This window comes from Arthrobacter sp. AOP36-A1-22 (genome assembly GCF_052377615.1).
Classification (GTDB): domain Bacteria; phylum Actinomycetota; class Actinomycetes; order Actinomycetales; family Micrococcaceae; genus Arthrobacter_H.
In genome coordinates, this window is the sequence record NZ_JBQSWX010000002.1 from 1 (window position 1) to 15,035 (window position 15,035).

A 15,035-nucleotide genomic window follows, 5' to 3' on the forward strand; every position below is an offset into this window, starting at 1 on the left:
GTGGCTACATGCCCCGCAGGATGTCCACGTATCGTTTGGCCTGGAGCAGCCCCAGGCCAGTGTCCTGCCTGATCTTACGTACCGCGCCGACGTAGTTTCCTTGATTGATCAGCTGCATGACGCGGTCGAAATTGGGGTTTCCCGGACCGGGCGCCATCCCCGGGGGATGTTCGAGGTCGAACCCGGTGCTCTGGCCGGTGCGTCCGGGGGAGTTGCGGGCGGCCTGGGCCGCCCGAGCCGTCGTCGCCGCCCGGAGCTTTTCCGCCTTCTCCGTGTCGATCTGCTGTTGGTGGGCCGCCGTGGCATTGAGGCGGGCGATGTATTGCTCGGCATCGCTGGGGTGGCCCGAGGGTCGTGTCTTGAAGATCCAGGTCAAGGCACCGAACACCGCGAAAAGGACGACGATCGCGACGATCGCCGTCAGCAGTTCGGAACCGCTGATTTCAGACATGTCCCCTCCTGGGGTTCGGGGCCGCCGCGCGGGCGACGGTCTTTCCTCCATTATTTCACGTGCCTTGGCTCCGGACCCGTTCAGGGCTGGTGAAGTTCGGTCATCACGTGGTGGTGTCCAGTATCCATGAGTTCACGCAGGATCCCGAGCCCGACGTCGGCCAACTTGTTGACGTAGAGGCACGAAGCGCCCAGTCGGTGCTTGCCGAGTCCAGCCGGGAGCCCGGCCGCGGCCGGGGGGTCCGTCAGCCCGTAGAGGGCCAGCGAGGAGGCGCGGGGAGAGCACCCGATCGCCGGGGTATCTCCTTCACGCCCGCTGGGGTAGCGGTAATGGTAGGAGCCGAACCCGACGATGCTGGTTCCCCACATCATCGCGGGCCGACCGCTGGCTTCCTGCATCATCGACAGAAGTGCGTGGGCGTCGTCCCGCCGCGCGGGGTGCTCGATGGCAGCGAGGAAATCACGTGGATCCACCTCTGTCGGTCGGGTCTTCGCTGCTGACATCGTGCCAGCGTGCCAGTGCGATTCGGCGACGGCAATGGATGTCCCGGCCCGGCCCGAGGACGCGAAAGTCAAAGCTACCCACAGCTGGCGGCGTGTCTGTGGAGAACCATGGCCAACTTGTGGATAAGTGGCGCCTGCACACATGTGTGCTGCTTGGCAACCTGCAAGTAGGGGGTGAATGTTGACGAAAAGTTTTCTTCCATCAGTTGTTATCCACAAGTAAAATGCCTAGTCAGAGCAGGGTTATTGAAGGAAAATAAAAGTAATCCACAAGCCCGTCCCCAGACTGTGCACACAACACGCCGCGTCACCCACAGGTTCTCCACATGGGCTGTGGATAACTCTCTTTGGTTCTGCCCGTCGGGGGCATAGGGTGACAGGGTCCCCGGCTCCAACCGGGCTGGATTCCCCGTTCGTCACCCGCGGCACCATTGTGTCGGTGGGTCGCATTCACTGGGATACTAGAGGGACGTGGCTGCGCCGCATCACCGGCGCCGCGCTGAGAGGGAAGGAACCGGACGTGACGCTCACGCACACCGAATCAGGGTCGTCGAATTCATCGGACATGGGGCGGACCCCGCCCCAGGACCTCGTGGCGGAGCAAAGCGTGCTCGGTGGCATGATGCTCTCGAAGGATGCCATCGCGGACTGTGTCGAGGTCCTGCGGGGCGTCGATTTCTATCGGCCCGCGCATGAGGCGATCTACGAGGCCGTCGTGGACCTCTATGGCCGGGGCGAACCCGCCGACGCGGTGACGGTGTCCGACCACTTGACCAAACGCGGGGAGATCTCCCGTGTCGGAGGACCCGCCTACCTGCACACACTGATCCAGTCGGTGCCGACCGCGGCCAACGCCGGGTTCTACGCGGAGATCGTCCGTGAACGGGCGGTATTACGCCGGCTGGTTGAAGCGGGCACCAAGATCGTGCAGATGGGCTACAGCCAGGACGGCGAGGTCGACGCGATCGTCAACGATGCGCAGGCCCAGATCTACGCGGTGGCCGAACGACGCACCTCGGAGGACTACGTCCCGCTCCGCGACATCATCGAAGGCACCGTAGACGAGATCGAATCGGCGGGCCAGCGTGGCGAGGGAATGATCGGGGTGCCGACCGGCCTCTATGAACTCGACGAACTGACCCAGGGCCTCCACGGAGGACAGATGGTCGTGGTGGCCGCCCGACCCGCGGTGGGCAAGTCGGTCTTCGCCCTGGACATCGCCCGTTCGGCATCCATCAAGAACAACATGACCACCGTGGTCTTCTCCCTGGAGATGGGGCGCAACGAGATCGCCATGCGTCTGCTGTCGGCCGAAGCCAGCATCGGATTGCAGGATCTGCGCAAGGGCACCATCAAGGACGAGCAGTGGGGCAAGATCGCCACCACCATGGGGCGGTTGAACGAGGCGCCGTTGTTCATCGACGACTCCCCGAACATGTCACTGATGGAGATCCGGGCCAAGTGCCGGCGCCTGAAGCAGCGGCACGACCTGAAGCTCGTGGTGCTGGACTACCTCCAGCTGATGAGTTCGGGCAAACGCGTGGAATCGCGCCAGCAGGAAGTCTCGGAGTTCTCTCGGGCACTGAAGCTGTTGGCCAAGGAACTCGATGTTCCCGTCGTCGCCCTCTCGCAGCTCAACCGTGGTTCCGAGCAGCGCACCGATAAGAAGCCGATGGTCTCGGATCTGCGTGAGTCGGGCTCGATCGAGCAGGACGCCGACCTGGTGATCCTGTTGCACCGCGAGGATATCTACGACAAGGAATCCGCACGCGCCGGCGAAGCGGACATCATCGTGGCCAAGAACCGCAACGGTCCGACCAAGAACATCGTCGTAGCCTTCCAGGGCCATTACCAGCGCTTCAACAACATGGCCACCGAAGGCGGCGGGGGGTTCTAACCCGCAAGGGCGGGTTGCCGCTCCCCCTAGCTCCGCGGTTTCAGCCGGGCGTTGGGCATTTCCGGTGCCGGCAGAGCCGCTGGCTGCCCGGCTGGGAAGGGTCCGAAATCGTGGCCATCTGACGACCACTGAGAGGCTTCAGGGTCGATTTGCTGCTGCCACGCGGTCCGGAAGTCGACGAGTTCTTGGTGTGAACGCCCCACGAAGTTCCACCACATCACGATTTGTTCACCCAACGGTTCCCCGCCGATGAGGAGCAGGCGGGCCCCGCCGTCGAGCCCCCGCAACGACATCGATGTCGAACCCTGCGGGAGGTAGGCCAGATGGCCCATCGGGACCTCGGTTTCATCTACCAGGAGGCTCCCGGCGTCGAGCAGGAGCCCGTATTCGAAACCCGGTTCCGTATCTACGACGAGCGTGGCGCCTTCCTCGAGCCGGAGCTCGGCGCCCACCAATGGGCGGTGCACGGCGCTGGGGGCGCTGTCACCGAGCAATGATCCGAGAAAAACCCTGGCGACCCAGCCCTGACCCGAAATGGGGTCGGGGCGGTAGTGCTCGAACGCGGGTGCGGTGTCGCGGGAAGTATTCGGTAGGGCAATCCAAAGTTGGGCTCCATGCAAGATGGTGGTCTCGGGCGTGGAGAACTCCGAATGGCTGATGCCGCTGCCGGCCGTCATGAGATTCAGTTCCCCGGGGCGGACAACGGCCAGTGTTCCGGTGGAATCGCGGTGTTCGATTTCCCCGGAGAATAGCCAACTGACGGTTTGCAGGCCGGTATGCGGGTGGCGGGGAACGTTCATTCCCTGGCTGTCCGTCAGATCCCGGGGACCGTAGTGGTCAAGGAAGCACCAGGAGCCGATGAGACTGCGGCGGCGTTGGGGGAGCGTCCGTCGCACGTTCATGCCTCGGGGCCCTCCCAGGGGGACGTCGCGGGGAACCAGAAGTTCGGGTGTGGTGGTTCCGGACCCGGTGGTGGGACGGTCCGCGCAGAGGATTTCCGGGGGGTCCTTCTCGAAGTTACTCACGGTATGCCGGGTTCTTGGACCGGCGGCGTGGGTTCCCCGGGCGGCGTGCGCAGCCACCGGGCCGCCGCGACCACCATGAGGATCACGGCGATGCTCCAGGCCGGTACCGCGACCCAGACGGTCACGTGGCCGATCCGGTCGATGATCCCGATCCCCTGACCCTGACCGAACATCATGGACGATGTGGCCAGCATCCCCAGGGGGAAGACGATGGACCACAGGGCGGTTTCGTAGCGCATGTTGTGGTGGTGCACGACGTGGCGCCAGATCCCGAAGAGGATGAGCAGCGGGACCCACCACAGGCCCAGGGACCAGAGGATGAAGCTGGTTCCGCTGATGAAGCCGCGCGTCGCGGCGATGGCCTCGAAGCTGTCCGGCAGCTTCAACAGGGCACTACCGGCCAATACCGAGATGGCTGTCGCCCCCATGAAGATCCAATAGGTGGGGCTCAGATCGGCGGGCCGGTTGGCCCGGGTGATCAGCCGCAGGGTGATCAGGGTGCCGATCAGCATGTACAGCATCACCCCGACCCCCCACAGCGCCGCCGCCAGGGTTGCCAGTCCGTTGCTGGAATGGGCGCTGGCGACGCCCGCGGCGGCCGACGCCAGCGATTGGGTCGCGACGACCCAGAGGAACCAGCTGCCGTTGGCCGCGTTGAGGACGGGGGTGCCTTGCGGGCGCAGCAGCAGTACGCCGGGAATGAGGTACGTCAGCACCAGCCAGGCCAGGGCTGCCAGGCAGCCCAGGACCAGGGCGATGTCCGCCCGGTCGGTCATCACGTAGTGCAGCCCCAGGACGTCCAGCCCGGCGACGAAGCTGAAGAACCCGAAGGTCTTGGCCGGGGAGATGATGTCCGCGGCAAACTTCCCGGGGTGGGCGATGGCGCGCCAGAGTGTTGCGGCGATCAGGATCACCAGCGCCGTGATCGCCACCCAGAACAGGATCTCCGCCGGCACCGGTCGGCCGGACTTCAGCAGGGCCGCCGAGACGATGCCGGTGGCCATCACGAAGGCGAAGCACGAGGGTGGGAGATCGGAGATCGTCGCCGCGAATCTGCGTCGGAGGCCCGCCGGTGTGGTGCCGGGGGTGGGGGGCCGTGGCGAGGTCAGGGGTGCGGCTGGCATGGTCTGGATCCCTTCGGGCTGCTGGCGGGTGCTGTCAGCTTATCCTTGGCCGCTGGATTCAGCCTCCGGCGACGGACTGGATGATCAATACGTTCGCCCCGTCGGGGACCACCGTGTCCAGACCTTCCAGGACCCTGACATTCTCCCCGTCGATGAACACGTTGACGTAGCGGCGGATCGCTCCGGTCTCGTCGCGCAAGCGCCGGGCGAATCGGGGGTGTCCCTGCCCTGCGAGGTCCAGGAACCCCTCCAGCCGGGTTCCGGCGTCGTACTCGATCACGGCCCGGCGTTGCCGGCCCCAGAGGGGGGCCAACGTCGCGGGGATCTCGAGGTTGGCGTGGGCCATGGCCGTCACCGCACCGAGCCGGCGCGCAGGCTGAGGATGTCGGGCAGACGGGAGGCCACCTGGTGGAAGCTCCCACCTTCGTCACTGCTGGTGTGGACCTCGCCTCCGCGGGTCCCCAGATAGAGGCAAGCGGGGCCCTCGGGGTCAGGAACGTCGACGTCGGCGGCGTCGCGCAGCACGACGTTGTATTCGTGGTCCGGTAGTCCGCGGTGCTGTTCGGTCCAGGTGGAACCGGCATCGGTGGTGCGGTACAGGCTGAGTCTGCCTCCGGGTGGGATGCGTTGGATGTCCGCCTCCAGCGGCAGCGTCCAGGCCGTATCGGCACGGTGCGGGTGGGTCAGGAACGTGAAGCCGAAGTCGGAGGGCAGGCCGGAGGCGATATCGGCCCAGTGGTCGCCGCCGTCGTCGCTGCGGTAGACGCCGCCATGGTTTTGCGCGTAGAGCCGGTCGGGATTGGTCGAATCGGCGGTGATCCGGTGGACGCACTGGCCGAACTCCGGTTCCTCGGCGGGCAGGAACCCTGCGGAGATCCCCCGGTTCCTGGCCTGCCAGGTGCTGCCCCCGTCGTGGGTGCGGTAGACCCCGCCGGTGCTCATCGCCACGTGGACGGTCCCCGCGTCGGTGGAGTGGGGGACGATCGTATGGACGGCGGCACCGCCGAATCCCGCTCCCCATTCGGGGCGGTGTGGATGGTCCCAGAGGCCACGATTCAATTCGAAGCTCTCGCCGCCATCGGTGGATTTCCAGACGGAGGTCGGTTCACAGCCGGCCCAGATGACGCCGGGCCGCTCCGGGGTATCGGGACGTAGATGCCAGACCCGCTCCAGTGCGGCGCCGGTATCTGCGGGAAAGGCGATGGCTCCGTCTTCGGGTTCGGACCAGGTGGCCCCGAAATCATCCGAATGGACCACGGTCGGGCCCCAGTGCCAGTCGTTGAGTCCGGCGAGGATCCGCGGTTGCGGGCCGCGGCTGTCGATGGCGACGGAGGCTACTTCCTGGTTCAGGAAATGTGGCTCGCCCAGGGTGAAGTCGCGCCCGTTCCCGCTTGTGGCGATCCAGAGGCCCTTCTTCGTTCCGATGGCAATCATGGTGGTGGTCATGGGAGAAGTGCATCACCGGAAGAGGGCGTGGGCAATAGTTGTTCCACCGGGATGGAGAATCAATATTTCGTTGATGGATTGACAGCGTGGCCGTGACCGCGTTCACTTGATATTGCTCTGTGAGAAGAAACTTCCACAAGGCGAGATTTATTTTAGATGGTGTTGACCGCGGAATGTCACCCGTTCCGGACACGTCAGAGAGGCATGCATGAGTATCATCGACGATTCGCCCACCGCCGCCGGATCCGATCCGGAGGAGACCGCCGAATGGCTGGAGTCCTTCGACGGTCTGGTGGAGGCCAGGGGGACGAGGCACGCCTCGGACATCATGGGCAGCCTCTGGGAACGGGCCTCCAACCGCAGCGTGGAGGTTCCGCGGCCGCAGACCACCGATTACGTCAACACCATTGCGGTGGACCGTGAGCCGGAGTTCCCCGGCGATGAAGAGATCGAGCGTCGTTACCGCGCCTGGATGCGCTGGAATGCCGCCATCATGGTCCACCGCGGCCAGCACCCCGACATCGGGGTCGGCGGGCACATCTCCACCTATGCCGGTGCCGCGACGATGTACGAGGTCGGGTTCAACCACTTCTGGCGTGGCAAGGACCACCCCGGCGGCGGCGACCAGGTCTTCTTCCAGGGCCACGCCTCCCCCGGCATGTACGCCCGCGCCTTCATGGAAGGCCGGCTGAGCGAAGAGGACCTCAACGGTTTCCGGCAGGAGAAGTCCAAGAAGGGCCATGCCCTGCCCTCCTACCCGCACCCCCGTTCGATGCCGGACTTCTGGGAATTCCCCACCGTCTCCATGGGCATCGGCCCGGCGAACGCGATCTACCAGGCCCAGTCGAACCGCTACCTGCAGAACCGTGGCATCAAGGACACCTCCGACCAGCACGTCTGGGCGTTCCTGGGCGACGGCGAAATGGACGAGCCGGAATCGCGTGGCTTCCTGCAGCTGGCGGCCAACGAGAAGCTGGACAACCTCACGTTCGTGATCAACTGCAATCTGCAGCGCCTCGATGGCCCCGTGCGGGGCAACGGTAAGATCATGCAGGAGCTGGAGGCCTTCTTCCGCGGTGCCGGCTGGAACGTCATCAAGGTGGTCTGGGGCCGCGAATGGGACGACCTCCTGGAGAAGGACGTCGACGGATCCCTGGTGGACATCATGAACACCACCCCCGATGGGGACTACCAAACCTATAAGGCCGAATCCGGCGGATTCGTGCGCGAGCACTTCTTCGGCAAGACCCCGGCGACCAAGGAGATGGTCGCGGATCTGAGCGACGACCAGATCTGGAACCTCAAGCGTGGCGGTCACGATTACCACAAGGTCTATGCCGCCTATAAGGCCGCCACCGAGTTCAAGGGCAAGCCCACGGTCATCCTGACCAAGACGGTCAAGGGCTACGGCCTGGGCACGAGCTTCGAGGGGCGCAATGCGACCCACCAGATGAAGAAGCTCACGGCCGACAACCTGAAGGCCTTCCGCGACCTGCTGCGGATCCCGATCACCGATGAGCAGCTCGAAGCCGATCCGTACACCCCGCCGTACTACCACCCGGGCATGGACGCCCCGGAGATCAAGTACATGATGGATCGCCGGGCGGCCCTGGGTGGGGCGGTTCCCGAACGCCGGACCAAGCATGCAGAAGTCCATCTCCCCGAGGACAAGGCCTACGAAGTCGCCAAACGCGGTTCCGGCAAGCAGCAGGCGGCCAGCACGATGGCCTTCGTGCGTCTGCTCAAGGACCTCATGCGCGATAAGAAGTTCGGCAACCGGGTGGTCCCGATCGTCCCCGACGAGTCCCGGACCTTCGGCATGGATGCCTTCTTCCCGACCGCGAAGATCTACAACCCCGGCGGGCAGGAATACCTGTCCGTGGACCGGGATCTGGTGCTGGCCTATAAGGAATCCCCGCAAGGCCAGTTGATCCATCCGGGCATCAACGAGGCCGGCGCGGTGGCTGCCTTCACCGCGGCAGGGACCTCCTACGCCACGCATGGCGAACCGTTGATCCCCGTCTACGTGTTCTACTCGATGTTTGGTTTCCAGCGCACCGGCGACGCCTTCTGGGCTGCCGGTGACCAGATGGCCCGCGGGTTCATCATCGGAGCCACCGCCGGGCGGACCACGCTGACCGGCGAGGGCCTACAGCACGCCGACGGGCACTCCCCGATCCTGGCTTCCACCAACCCGGCAGTGGTCACCTACGATCCGGCCTACGGCTACGAGATCGGGCACATCATCAGGGACGGCCTGGAGCGCATGTACGGGGGCGAGCACGAAGACCCCAACGTCATGTATTACCTCACTGTCTACAACGAGGCGATTGCGCAGCCTGCCGAGCCCGAGGGCTTGGACGTCGAGGGGGTCCTGCGGGGCATCTACCTCCTATCGCCCTCCCAAACCGCGGGCCCGAAGGCCCAGGTGCTGGCTTCGGGCGTCTCGGTGCCGTGGGCCCTGGAGGCCCAGCAGCTCCTCGCCGAGGAGTGGGGCGTCTCCGCCGATGTCTGGTCGGTGACCAGCTGGAACGAACTGCGTCGCGACGGCGTCGCCGCCGAACGTGATTCCTTCCTCCACCCCGAAAACGAGGCGCGGCAGGCCTACGTCACCGAGAAGCTCGCCGAGGCCCAGGGGCCGGTGGTCGCCGTGAGCGACTATGCCAGTCAGGTTCCGGACCAGATCCGACAGTTCGTCCCGAACGACTTCGCGACGCTGGGGGCCGATGGCTTCGGCTTCTCGGACACCCGTCCCGCGGCTCGGCGCTTCTTCGGGATCGACGCACAATCGGTCGTGGTGCGCACGCTGCAGATGCTGGCGCGCCGCGGGGAGATCGATGCCTCGGTCGCCCGCCAGGCCCACGAGCGCTACGGCTTCGACCAGAACGCCGAATAGAGACCGTCAGCACCGCCGCCCGTCCCCTTGGGGGCGGGCGGCGGTGTCATGTGTGGGGCGTGGGCGGCGGCGCGGCGAGACGGGCGGCTGGCGTCGGGCGAGTGTCCTGGTGGCGGGTCCGTGTCCCTCGTGAAGGGGGCCGCCGACGGAGGAGGGTGCGAAGGCTCATCGCCGCTGCCCGCTGGGCCCCGCCGCATGCTGCCGGGGCCCGTGCCCTGGACGCAATAAAGCGCTGGTCGGGGTCGAGTGCTCCCCGGCCAGCGCTTCGCTGTCCGAATAATCGTCTGTGCCGCTCCGGTTCCGTTGGGGGCCGGTCCTCTGCCCGGTCCTGCCCGTGAACGCCTAGCGGGTGGTGGTGGCGCGGCGCCAGCTGGCGCCCAGCCGGGAGAAGAGGCCCGGCTTGCTGGGGGTGTGCAGCGGCGGGGCGAAGTCGGGGTCGAGGCCTCCGACGGCGTAGAAGGGCTCGGTGCAGGGGCGTGGCGTCGAGTGGCTGACCCGCGGCTGGTGCCCGGTGTCGTCCCGGCGATCCTGATCTGTGGTCATGCGGTCCTCCTCGATATGCTCGTTTTCCGGTAGTCGGAAAAACTATTTTGGGATATGGAATAAGTATGGACTCGATTTGATGGTCTGGCAAGGGGTGCTGGGATTTTTTCGAATGGCGCGGCAAGTTCTGCGCCCAGGTCAAGCCGCCGGCGGGCGGAAGGGGTGAAGAATGATCCGCCCTGCGTCTTGACAATCGATATGTGAGCGGGGTTACAGTAGATAACGAAATAAAAATTCCACCATACAGAAACATCGAGTCAACTTGAGGGCCAACCCTCGACGGTAAGGGTGTTCAGCGCCAAGGTGGAAGCAGTCTGACTGTGAAAGAGCTGACACCAATGGATCTCCAGGAATTCAACAATGCCACTGCCGAGCAGGCCGTTGCCACGTTGCGCCCCTGCGCAGACATCGACCGCTGGATCCAGGGCGTCGTCGACAACCGGCCGTATGCCGGGGTCGAGGACCTCCTCGCCCGCGCCGAAGCGGAGGCCACCCCCTTCAGTGCCGGTGAAGTAGATGCCGCCTTGGCGCATCACCCCCGCATCGGGGAGAAGGCCAAGGGCCAGTCGGCCGAAGCCACGCTCAGCCGGGACGAACAATCAGCGGTGGATGCGGAGTCGGAAACGGCACGCAGGATCCTGGAGGGAAACAAGGAGTACGAGCAGAAGTTCGGCCGGGTGTTCCTCATCCGTGCTGCAGGTCGCAGCGCGGAAGAGATCCTGGCCGAGTTGGAACGCCGCCAGGCGAACTCCGAGGAGGCCGAGAGTGCCGAGGTCGCCGTGCAATTGCGCGAGATCGCACTGTTGCGTCTCCGCGGACTCTTCGCCACCACCTAAGCATCGGCGCCGGGCCCCCGTCTTTGGCCCGCCCCCGCACCCAGCGACCCATCCCAAGGAGCAATTCGATGAGCGCAGCAGCGTCCGAACGCAGTCACATCACTACCCACATTCTCGACACCGGGACCGGGAGGCCCGCCTCCGGTGTCAAGGCCACGCTGGAAGCCAAGCAGGCGTCCGGCTGGCAAGAAATCGGCTCAGGAAGCACCGACCAGGATGGTCGGATCAACAACCTCGGGCCGGTCGCGGTTGAAGTAGGGCAATACCGAATCACTTTTGATACCGGGGCCTACTTCGGGAAGACGGGAACGGAAACCTTCTTCCCCGAGGTCGCGCTGGGATTCGTCATCGCCGACGAAGGCCAGCACTACCACGTACCTCTTCTTATCAGCCCGTTTGCATATTCGACATACCGAGGGAGCTAGACATGTCTACCACCGCTTCTAAGCCCAGCACCAAGATCGTCCTGGCAAAGAATCAATACGGCAAGGCCGAGGTCCGCCTGGTCAAGATCACCCGCGACACCGCCCGCCACGAGATCGAGGACCTCAACGTCTCCTCGCAGTTGCACGGCGACTTCGAAGCCGCGCACACCGAGGGAGACAACGGCCACGTCGTCCCCACCGACACGCAGAAGAACACCGTCTATGGCTTCGCCCGTGACGGAGTCGGGTCCCCGGAGAAGTTCATCAAGCGTCTCGGTGACCACTTCGTCTCCGAGTTCGATTGGGTGACCGGTGGGCGCTGGGCCGCGGAACAGTACTTCTGGGACCGCATCCAGGACCACGACCACTCCTTCTCGCGCAACATGAGCGAGGTCCGCACGGCGATCCTGGAGATCGCCGACGGACAGAAGAGCATCCTGGCCGGCATCTCCGGACTGACCGTGCTCAAGTCCACGGGCAGCGAGTTCCGCGGCTTCCCGGTCGACAAGTACACGACCTTGAAGGAGACCTCCGAGCGCGTTCTCGCCACGGATGTCAACACCCGGTGGCGCTACAACACCGAGGCTTCGACCTCGGAGGACACCGATTTCAACGGCATCTACGCCTCCGTGCGTGAATTGCTGCTCAAGGCCTTCGCCGAGACCCACTCGATGGCCCTGCAGCAGACGATGTACGAAATGGGCCGCCTGGTTCTCGAGACGCATCCCGAGATCGAGGAAATCCGTTTCTCGCTGCCGAACAGCCACCACTTCCTGGTGGACCTGTCGCCGTTCGGCCAGGACAACCCCAACGAGGTCTTCTTCGCGGCGGATCGCCCGTACGGCCTCATTGAAGCAACCATCCAGCGTGAAGGCGTTTCGCCCACGCACCCGATCTGGGAAAATGCCGCAGGCTTCTGCTAAGCGGTAGTACACGCCGGGCGCCCGCAGCATTGCGGGCGCCCGGCCCTCACGGAAGTGCACAAGGAGGTCAGCCGTGAAAGCCAAGCAACATCGAAACGCCACAGCAGTAGCCCGTCCGGAAGACGAGAAGCTACCACTGGGGCGCACCCTCGCCTATGGCTTGCAGCATGTGCTCACCATGTATGGCGGCATCATTGCTCCGCCACTGATCATCGGCGCGGCCGCGGGCATGGACAGCACCGATCTGGCCCTGCTGGTCGCATCCTGCTTGTTCATCGGCGGTCTGGCCACGATCCTGCAAACGGTCGGCGTCCCCTTCTTCGGCGCCCAGTTGCCGCTGGTCTAGGGCACGTCCTTCGCGTCCGTCGCGACGCTGGTCACCATCGTCAAGGGTGATGGTGGCATCCAAGCGGTCTTCGGGGCCGTCATGGTCGCCGCGGCCATCGGTTTCCTTGTGGCACCGTTCTTTGCCCGCATCATCAGATTCTTCCCGCCGGTGGTCACCGGTGTGGTCATCACCATGATCGGCCTTTCGCTCACCCCGGTGGCGGCGAACTGGTCCATGGGTGGCGACGATACGACGGACGACTACGGCTCCCTGGCCAATATCGGCTTGGCCGCGTTGACGCTGCTCATCGTGCTCCTGTTGAGCAAGGTCGGCAATGCCGCGATCTCACGCCTGTCGATCCTGTTGGCCATCGTCATCGGGACCCTGGTGGCCTGGGCGGTCGGCATTGCCGACTTCGCCACGGTCGGAGACGGCCCCATCTTCGAGATCCCCAAGCCGTTGGCCTTCGGCATGCCGGTCTTCGAAATCGGTGGCATCATCTCCATGACGATCGTGGTGCTGGTGATCCTGACCGAAACCACGGCAGACATCCTGGCCGTCGGCGAAATCGCCAAGACGCGTGTCGACTCCAAGCGCATCGGAGACGGCCTGCGCGCCGATATGATCTCCAGCTTCGTCGCACCGTTCTTCAACACGTTCACGCAGAGTGCCTTCGCCCAGAACGTCGGGCTGGTCGCCATCACCGGCATCAAGAGCCGCTTCGTGGTCACTGCCGGCGGCGGCATCCTGGTGGTCCTGGGCCTGCTGCCCATCCTGGGGCGCGTGGTGGCAGCCATCCCGCTTCCCGTACTCGGCGGCGCCGGCATCGTGCTCTTCGGCACGGTGGCAGCCAGCGGCATCCGTACCTTGTCGAAGGTCAACTACGACAAGGGGATGAACATGATCATCGTCTCCGCGTCGCTGGCCTTCGGCTTGATCCCCGTGGTCAAGGGCGACTTCTACGATGCCTTCCCCACCTGGCTGGCCACGATCCTGGATTCCGGCATCAGCTCCGCAGCCCTGATGGCCGTGCTGTTGAACATCCTGTTCAACGAGCTCAAGCTGGGTAATCCTTCCAAGAACGCCTCGGTGTTCGCTGCGTCCCCGCCGCGTATGGTCCGTGAGGACCAGGTGCACAGCCTGCAGGACGGGGACCACTACGAATCCGGCAAGCTGATCTCGGTGGACGGCGACGAGATCCCGGTGGTCAGCGTCGATGAGTACACCGTGGTCATGGCCGAGCATGTGAAGGCCTGTGAGGCCGAAGGCATCCCTGCGGCCCTGCCCGAGGGCATGGAGCCGGAGGAGGTCAAGCGCCAAGCCGAGAACGTCAAGGCCGTGCGTGAGAACGGTGCCACGGAAGCCACTGCCGCGCAGCCCGAGGCTGCTGGCCAGGAACTACGTGCCGACGCCCTCCACGAGCAGGACGAGGGCGAGACGGGTTCCTCGGAACACGGGGCCCATAGGGCCTAGGGTCCGGCCCCGCCGCCCCACGAATGAGAACAGCCCGCCTTCACCAGGGAAACCTGGTGAAGGCGGGCTGTTCTTTGTCCGATGCGGCTCTGTAACCCCGGATCATCCTGCCGTGGTGGCGCAGTCGCAGTGCGCGGGCCCTGGCTGACCGGCTGCGGGCCCCGGGCCTCGAGGCGGGAAGCCCGGGCCCGCAGCCGGGCCCGCAGCCGGGCCCGCAGCCGGGCCCGCAGCCGGGCCCGCAGCCGGGCCCGCAGCCGGGCCCGCAGCCGGTGCCGTGGGCCTAGGAGCCGTTGGAGCCGCGCAAGGCAGTGGCGATGGCATCGGCCACCCGCTGCAGGGCAGGAACGGCGCGATCACCGAAATCACGATCGACACGGGTGGTCGGGCCGGAAATGGAAACGGCCATCGGGGTCGGGGCGCCCGGAACGGCCATGGCGAAGCAACGCACTCCCAACTCCTGCTCCTCCTCGTCGATCGAATAGCCCGCCTTGCGGATGCGGTCGAGCTCGGCGTGGAGTTCCTTTAACGTCCCGATGCTGTGGGGCGTGGGGGTCGGCATGCCGGCCTGGCCGACCAGGCGGTCGACGCGCTCGGTATCCATGACCGAGAGGATCGCCTTGCCGGCCCCGGTGTCGTGGAGGTTGGCCCGGCGGCCCACCTCGGTGAACATCCGCACGCTGTGCGGGGAGGGGACCTGATTGATGTAGGTGATCATGTCGCCGTCGAGCACCGAGAGGTTCGCCGATTCGCCCAGCTCGTTGACGAGCGTCTTCAACAGCGGCGCCGCGACCGAGCCCAGTTGGCGGTTGGCGACCTCGCCCAACCTGATCAGGCGCGGGCCCAGCGCGTAGCGGCGGTTGGGCAGCTGGCGGACATGCCCGATGCCCACCAGCGTGCGCAGCAGCCGGTGGATCGTCGGCAGCGGCATCGGGGTTTCGGCCGCCAACTCACTCAGGGTGCATTCCCCGCCGGCCCGGGCGATGAGTTCTAGCAAATCGAAGGCGCGCTCCACTGATTGGACACCGGTGGCTGGTTTGGTGGGCATGGTTTCTCCTTGAAACGTGGTCGCCGGCCGGGGATGCCGCACGGTCTGGCCGGATATGGAGCGGCGTTTTGATCCAGAGTACTTGAAGTGGGAAAACTTTTTCCGTTAGCCGAGAAAGTT

Annotated in this window: 13 protein-coding genes and 1 pseudogene; 6 read left to right on the plus strand and 8 right to left on the minus strand. The window is 65.2% G+C overall.

Features of this window, described 5'->3' with window-relative positions; all coding sequences use genetic code 11:
* Nucleotides 1-4 precede the first annotated feature (4 nt).
* Nucleotides 5-451, minus strand: a complete 447-nt coding sequence (locus ACT3S2_RS01300; RefSeq protein ID WP_444554831.1) for a hypothetical protein — start codon at nt 449-451, stop codon at nt 5-7.
* Nucleotides 452-531: 80 nt separating this feature from the next.
* Nucleotides 532-954 carry a DUF1801 domain-containing protein gene (locus ACT3S2_RS01305; RefSeq protein WP_444554830.1) on the minus strand — a complete coding sequence of 141 codons (423 nt, stop codon included), beginning with the start codon at nt 952-954 and terminating at the stop codon, nt 532-534.
* Nucleotides 955-1,519: 565 nt separating this feature from the next.
* On the opposite strand from ACT3S2_RS01305, the gene dnaB reads away from it, so the two are divergent.
* Entirely contained in the window at nt 1,520-2,851 is a 1,332-nt protein-coding gene (gene dnaB, locus ACT3S2_RS01310; RefSeq protein WP_444554832.1) for a replicative DNA helicase, read from the plus strand.
* Between the two features lie 26 nt (nt 2,852-2,877).
* On the opposite strand, the gene ACT3S2_RS01315 is transcribed toward dnaB, so the two are convergent.
* Genes ACT3S2_RS01315 through ACT3S2_RS01330 form a run of 4 tightly spaced genes read right to left on the minus strand, consistent with a single transcriptional unit; the run spans nt 2,878 to nt 6,446 of the window.
* Nucleotides 2,878-3,876 (minus strand): pirin family protein, encoded by a 999-nt coding sequence (locus ACT3S2_RS01315; RefSeq protein ID WP_444554829.1) that lies wholly within the window; start codon nt 3,874-3,876, stop codon nt 2,878-2,880.
* Nucleotides 3,873-5,000 (minus strand): tellurite resistance/C4-dicarboxylate transporter family protein, encoded by a 1,128-nt coding sequence (locus ACT3S2_RS01320; protein WP_444554828.1) that lies wholly within the window; start codon nt 4,998-5,000, stop codon nt 3,873-3,875. Before ACT3S2_RS01320 ends, ACT3S2_RS01315 begins: the two co-directional genes overlap by 4 nt.
* 58 nt (nt 5,001-5,058) lie before the next feature.
* The gene (locus tag ACT3S2_RS01325; protein WP_444554827.1) at nt 5,059-5,346 is read right to left on the minus strand and encodes a MoaD/ThiS family protein; all 288 of its coding nucleotides are present in this window, start codon (nt 5,344-5,346) and stop codon (nt 5,059-5,061) included.
* Between the two features lie 5 nt (nt 5,347-5,351).
* Complete coding sequence (locus ACT3S2_RS01330) at nt 5,352-6,446, minus strand: exo-alpha-sialidase (protein ID WP_444554826.1); 1,095 nt, start codon at nt 6,444-6,446, stop codon at nt 5,352-5,354.
* A gap of 208 nt (nt 6,447-6,654) precedes the next feature.
* Here ACT3S2_RS01330 and aceE point away from each other — a divergent pair, with 208 nt between their 5' ends.
* Complete coding sequence (gene aceE / locus ACT3S2_RS01335; protein WP_444561115.1) at nt 6,655-9,342, plus strand: pyruvate dehydrogenase (acetyl-transferring), homodimeric type; 2,688 nt, start codon at nt 6,655-6,657, stop codon at nt 9,340-9,342.
* A gap of 342 nt (nt 9,343-9,684) precedes the next feature.
* Here the strand turns inward: aceE and ACT3S2_RS01340 are convergent, their stop codons facing one another.
* Nucleotides 9,685-9,885: a hypothetical protein gene (locus ACT3S2_RS01340; RefSeq protein WP_444554824.1), complete on the minus strand. Its 201-nt coding sequence runs from the start codon at nt 9,883-9,885 to the stop codon at nt 9,685-9,687.
* Between the two features lie 338 nt (nt 9,886-10,223).
* Here ACT3S2_RS01340 and uraD point away from each other — a divergent pair, with 338 nt between their 5' ends.
* The 4 genes and pseudogenes from uraD to ACT3S2_RS01360 all read left to right on the plus strand — a co-directional run.
* A complete protein-coding gene (uraD, locus tag ACT3S2_RS01345) occupies nt 10,224-10,721 on the plus strand; it encodes a 2-oxo-4-hydroxy-4-carboxy-5-ureidoimidazoline decarboxylase (RefSeq protein ID WP_444554823.1) in 498 nt (165 codons plus the stop codon).
* 68 nt (nt 10,722-10,789) lie between these two features.
* Entirely contained in the window at nt 10,790-11,146 is a 357-nt protein-coding gene (uraH, locus tag ACT3S2_RS01350; protein WP_444554822.1) for a hydroxyisourate hydrolase, read from the plus strand.
* A 2-nt stretch (nt 11,147-11,148) separates the two neighbouring features.
* Nucleotides 11,149-12,069, plus strand: a complete 921-nt coding sequence (gene pucL / locus ACT3S2_RS01355) for a factor-independent urate hydroxylase (RefSeq protein WP_444561116.1) — start codon at nt 11,149-11,151, stop codon at nt 12,067-12,069.
* 73 nt (nt 12,070-12,142) lie between these two features.
* Nucleotides 12,143-13,618 (plus strand): annotated as a pseudogene (locus ACT3S2_RS01360) (nucleobase:cation symporter-2 family protein); the annotation flags it as partial.
* A gap of 532 nt (nt 13,619-14,150) precedes the next feature.
* Here the strand turns inward: ACT3S2_RS01360 and ACT3S2_RS01365 are convergent.
* Complete coding sequence (locus ACT3S2_RS01365) at nt 14,151-14,915, minus strand: IclR family transcriptional regulator (protein ID WP_444554820.1); 765 nt, start codon at nt 14,913-14,915, stop codon at nt 14,151-14,153.
* Between the last annotated feature and the right edge of the window lie 120 nt (nt 14,916-15,035).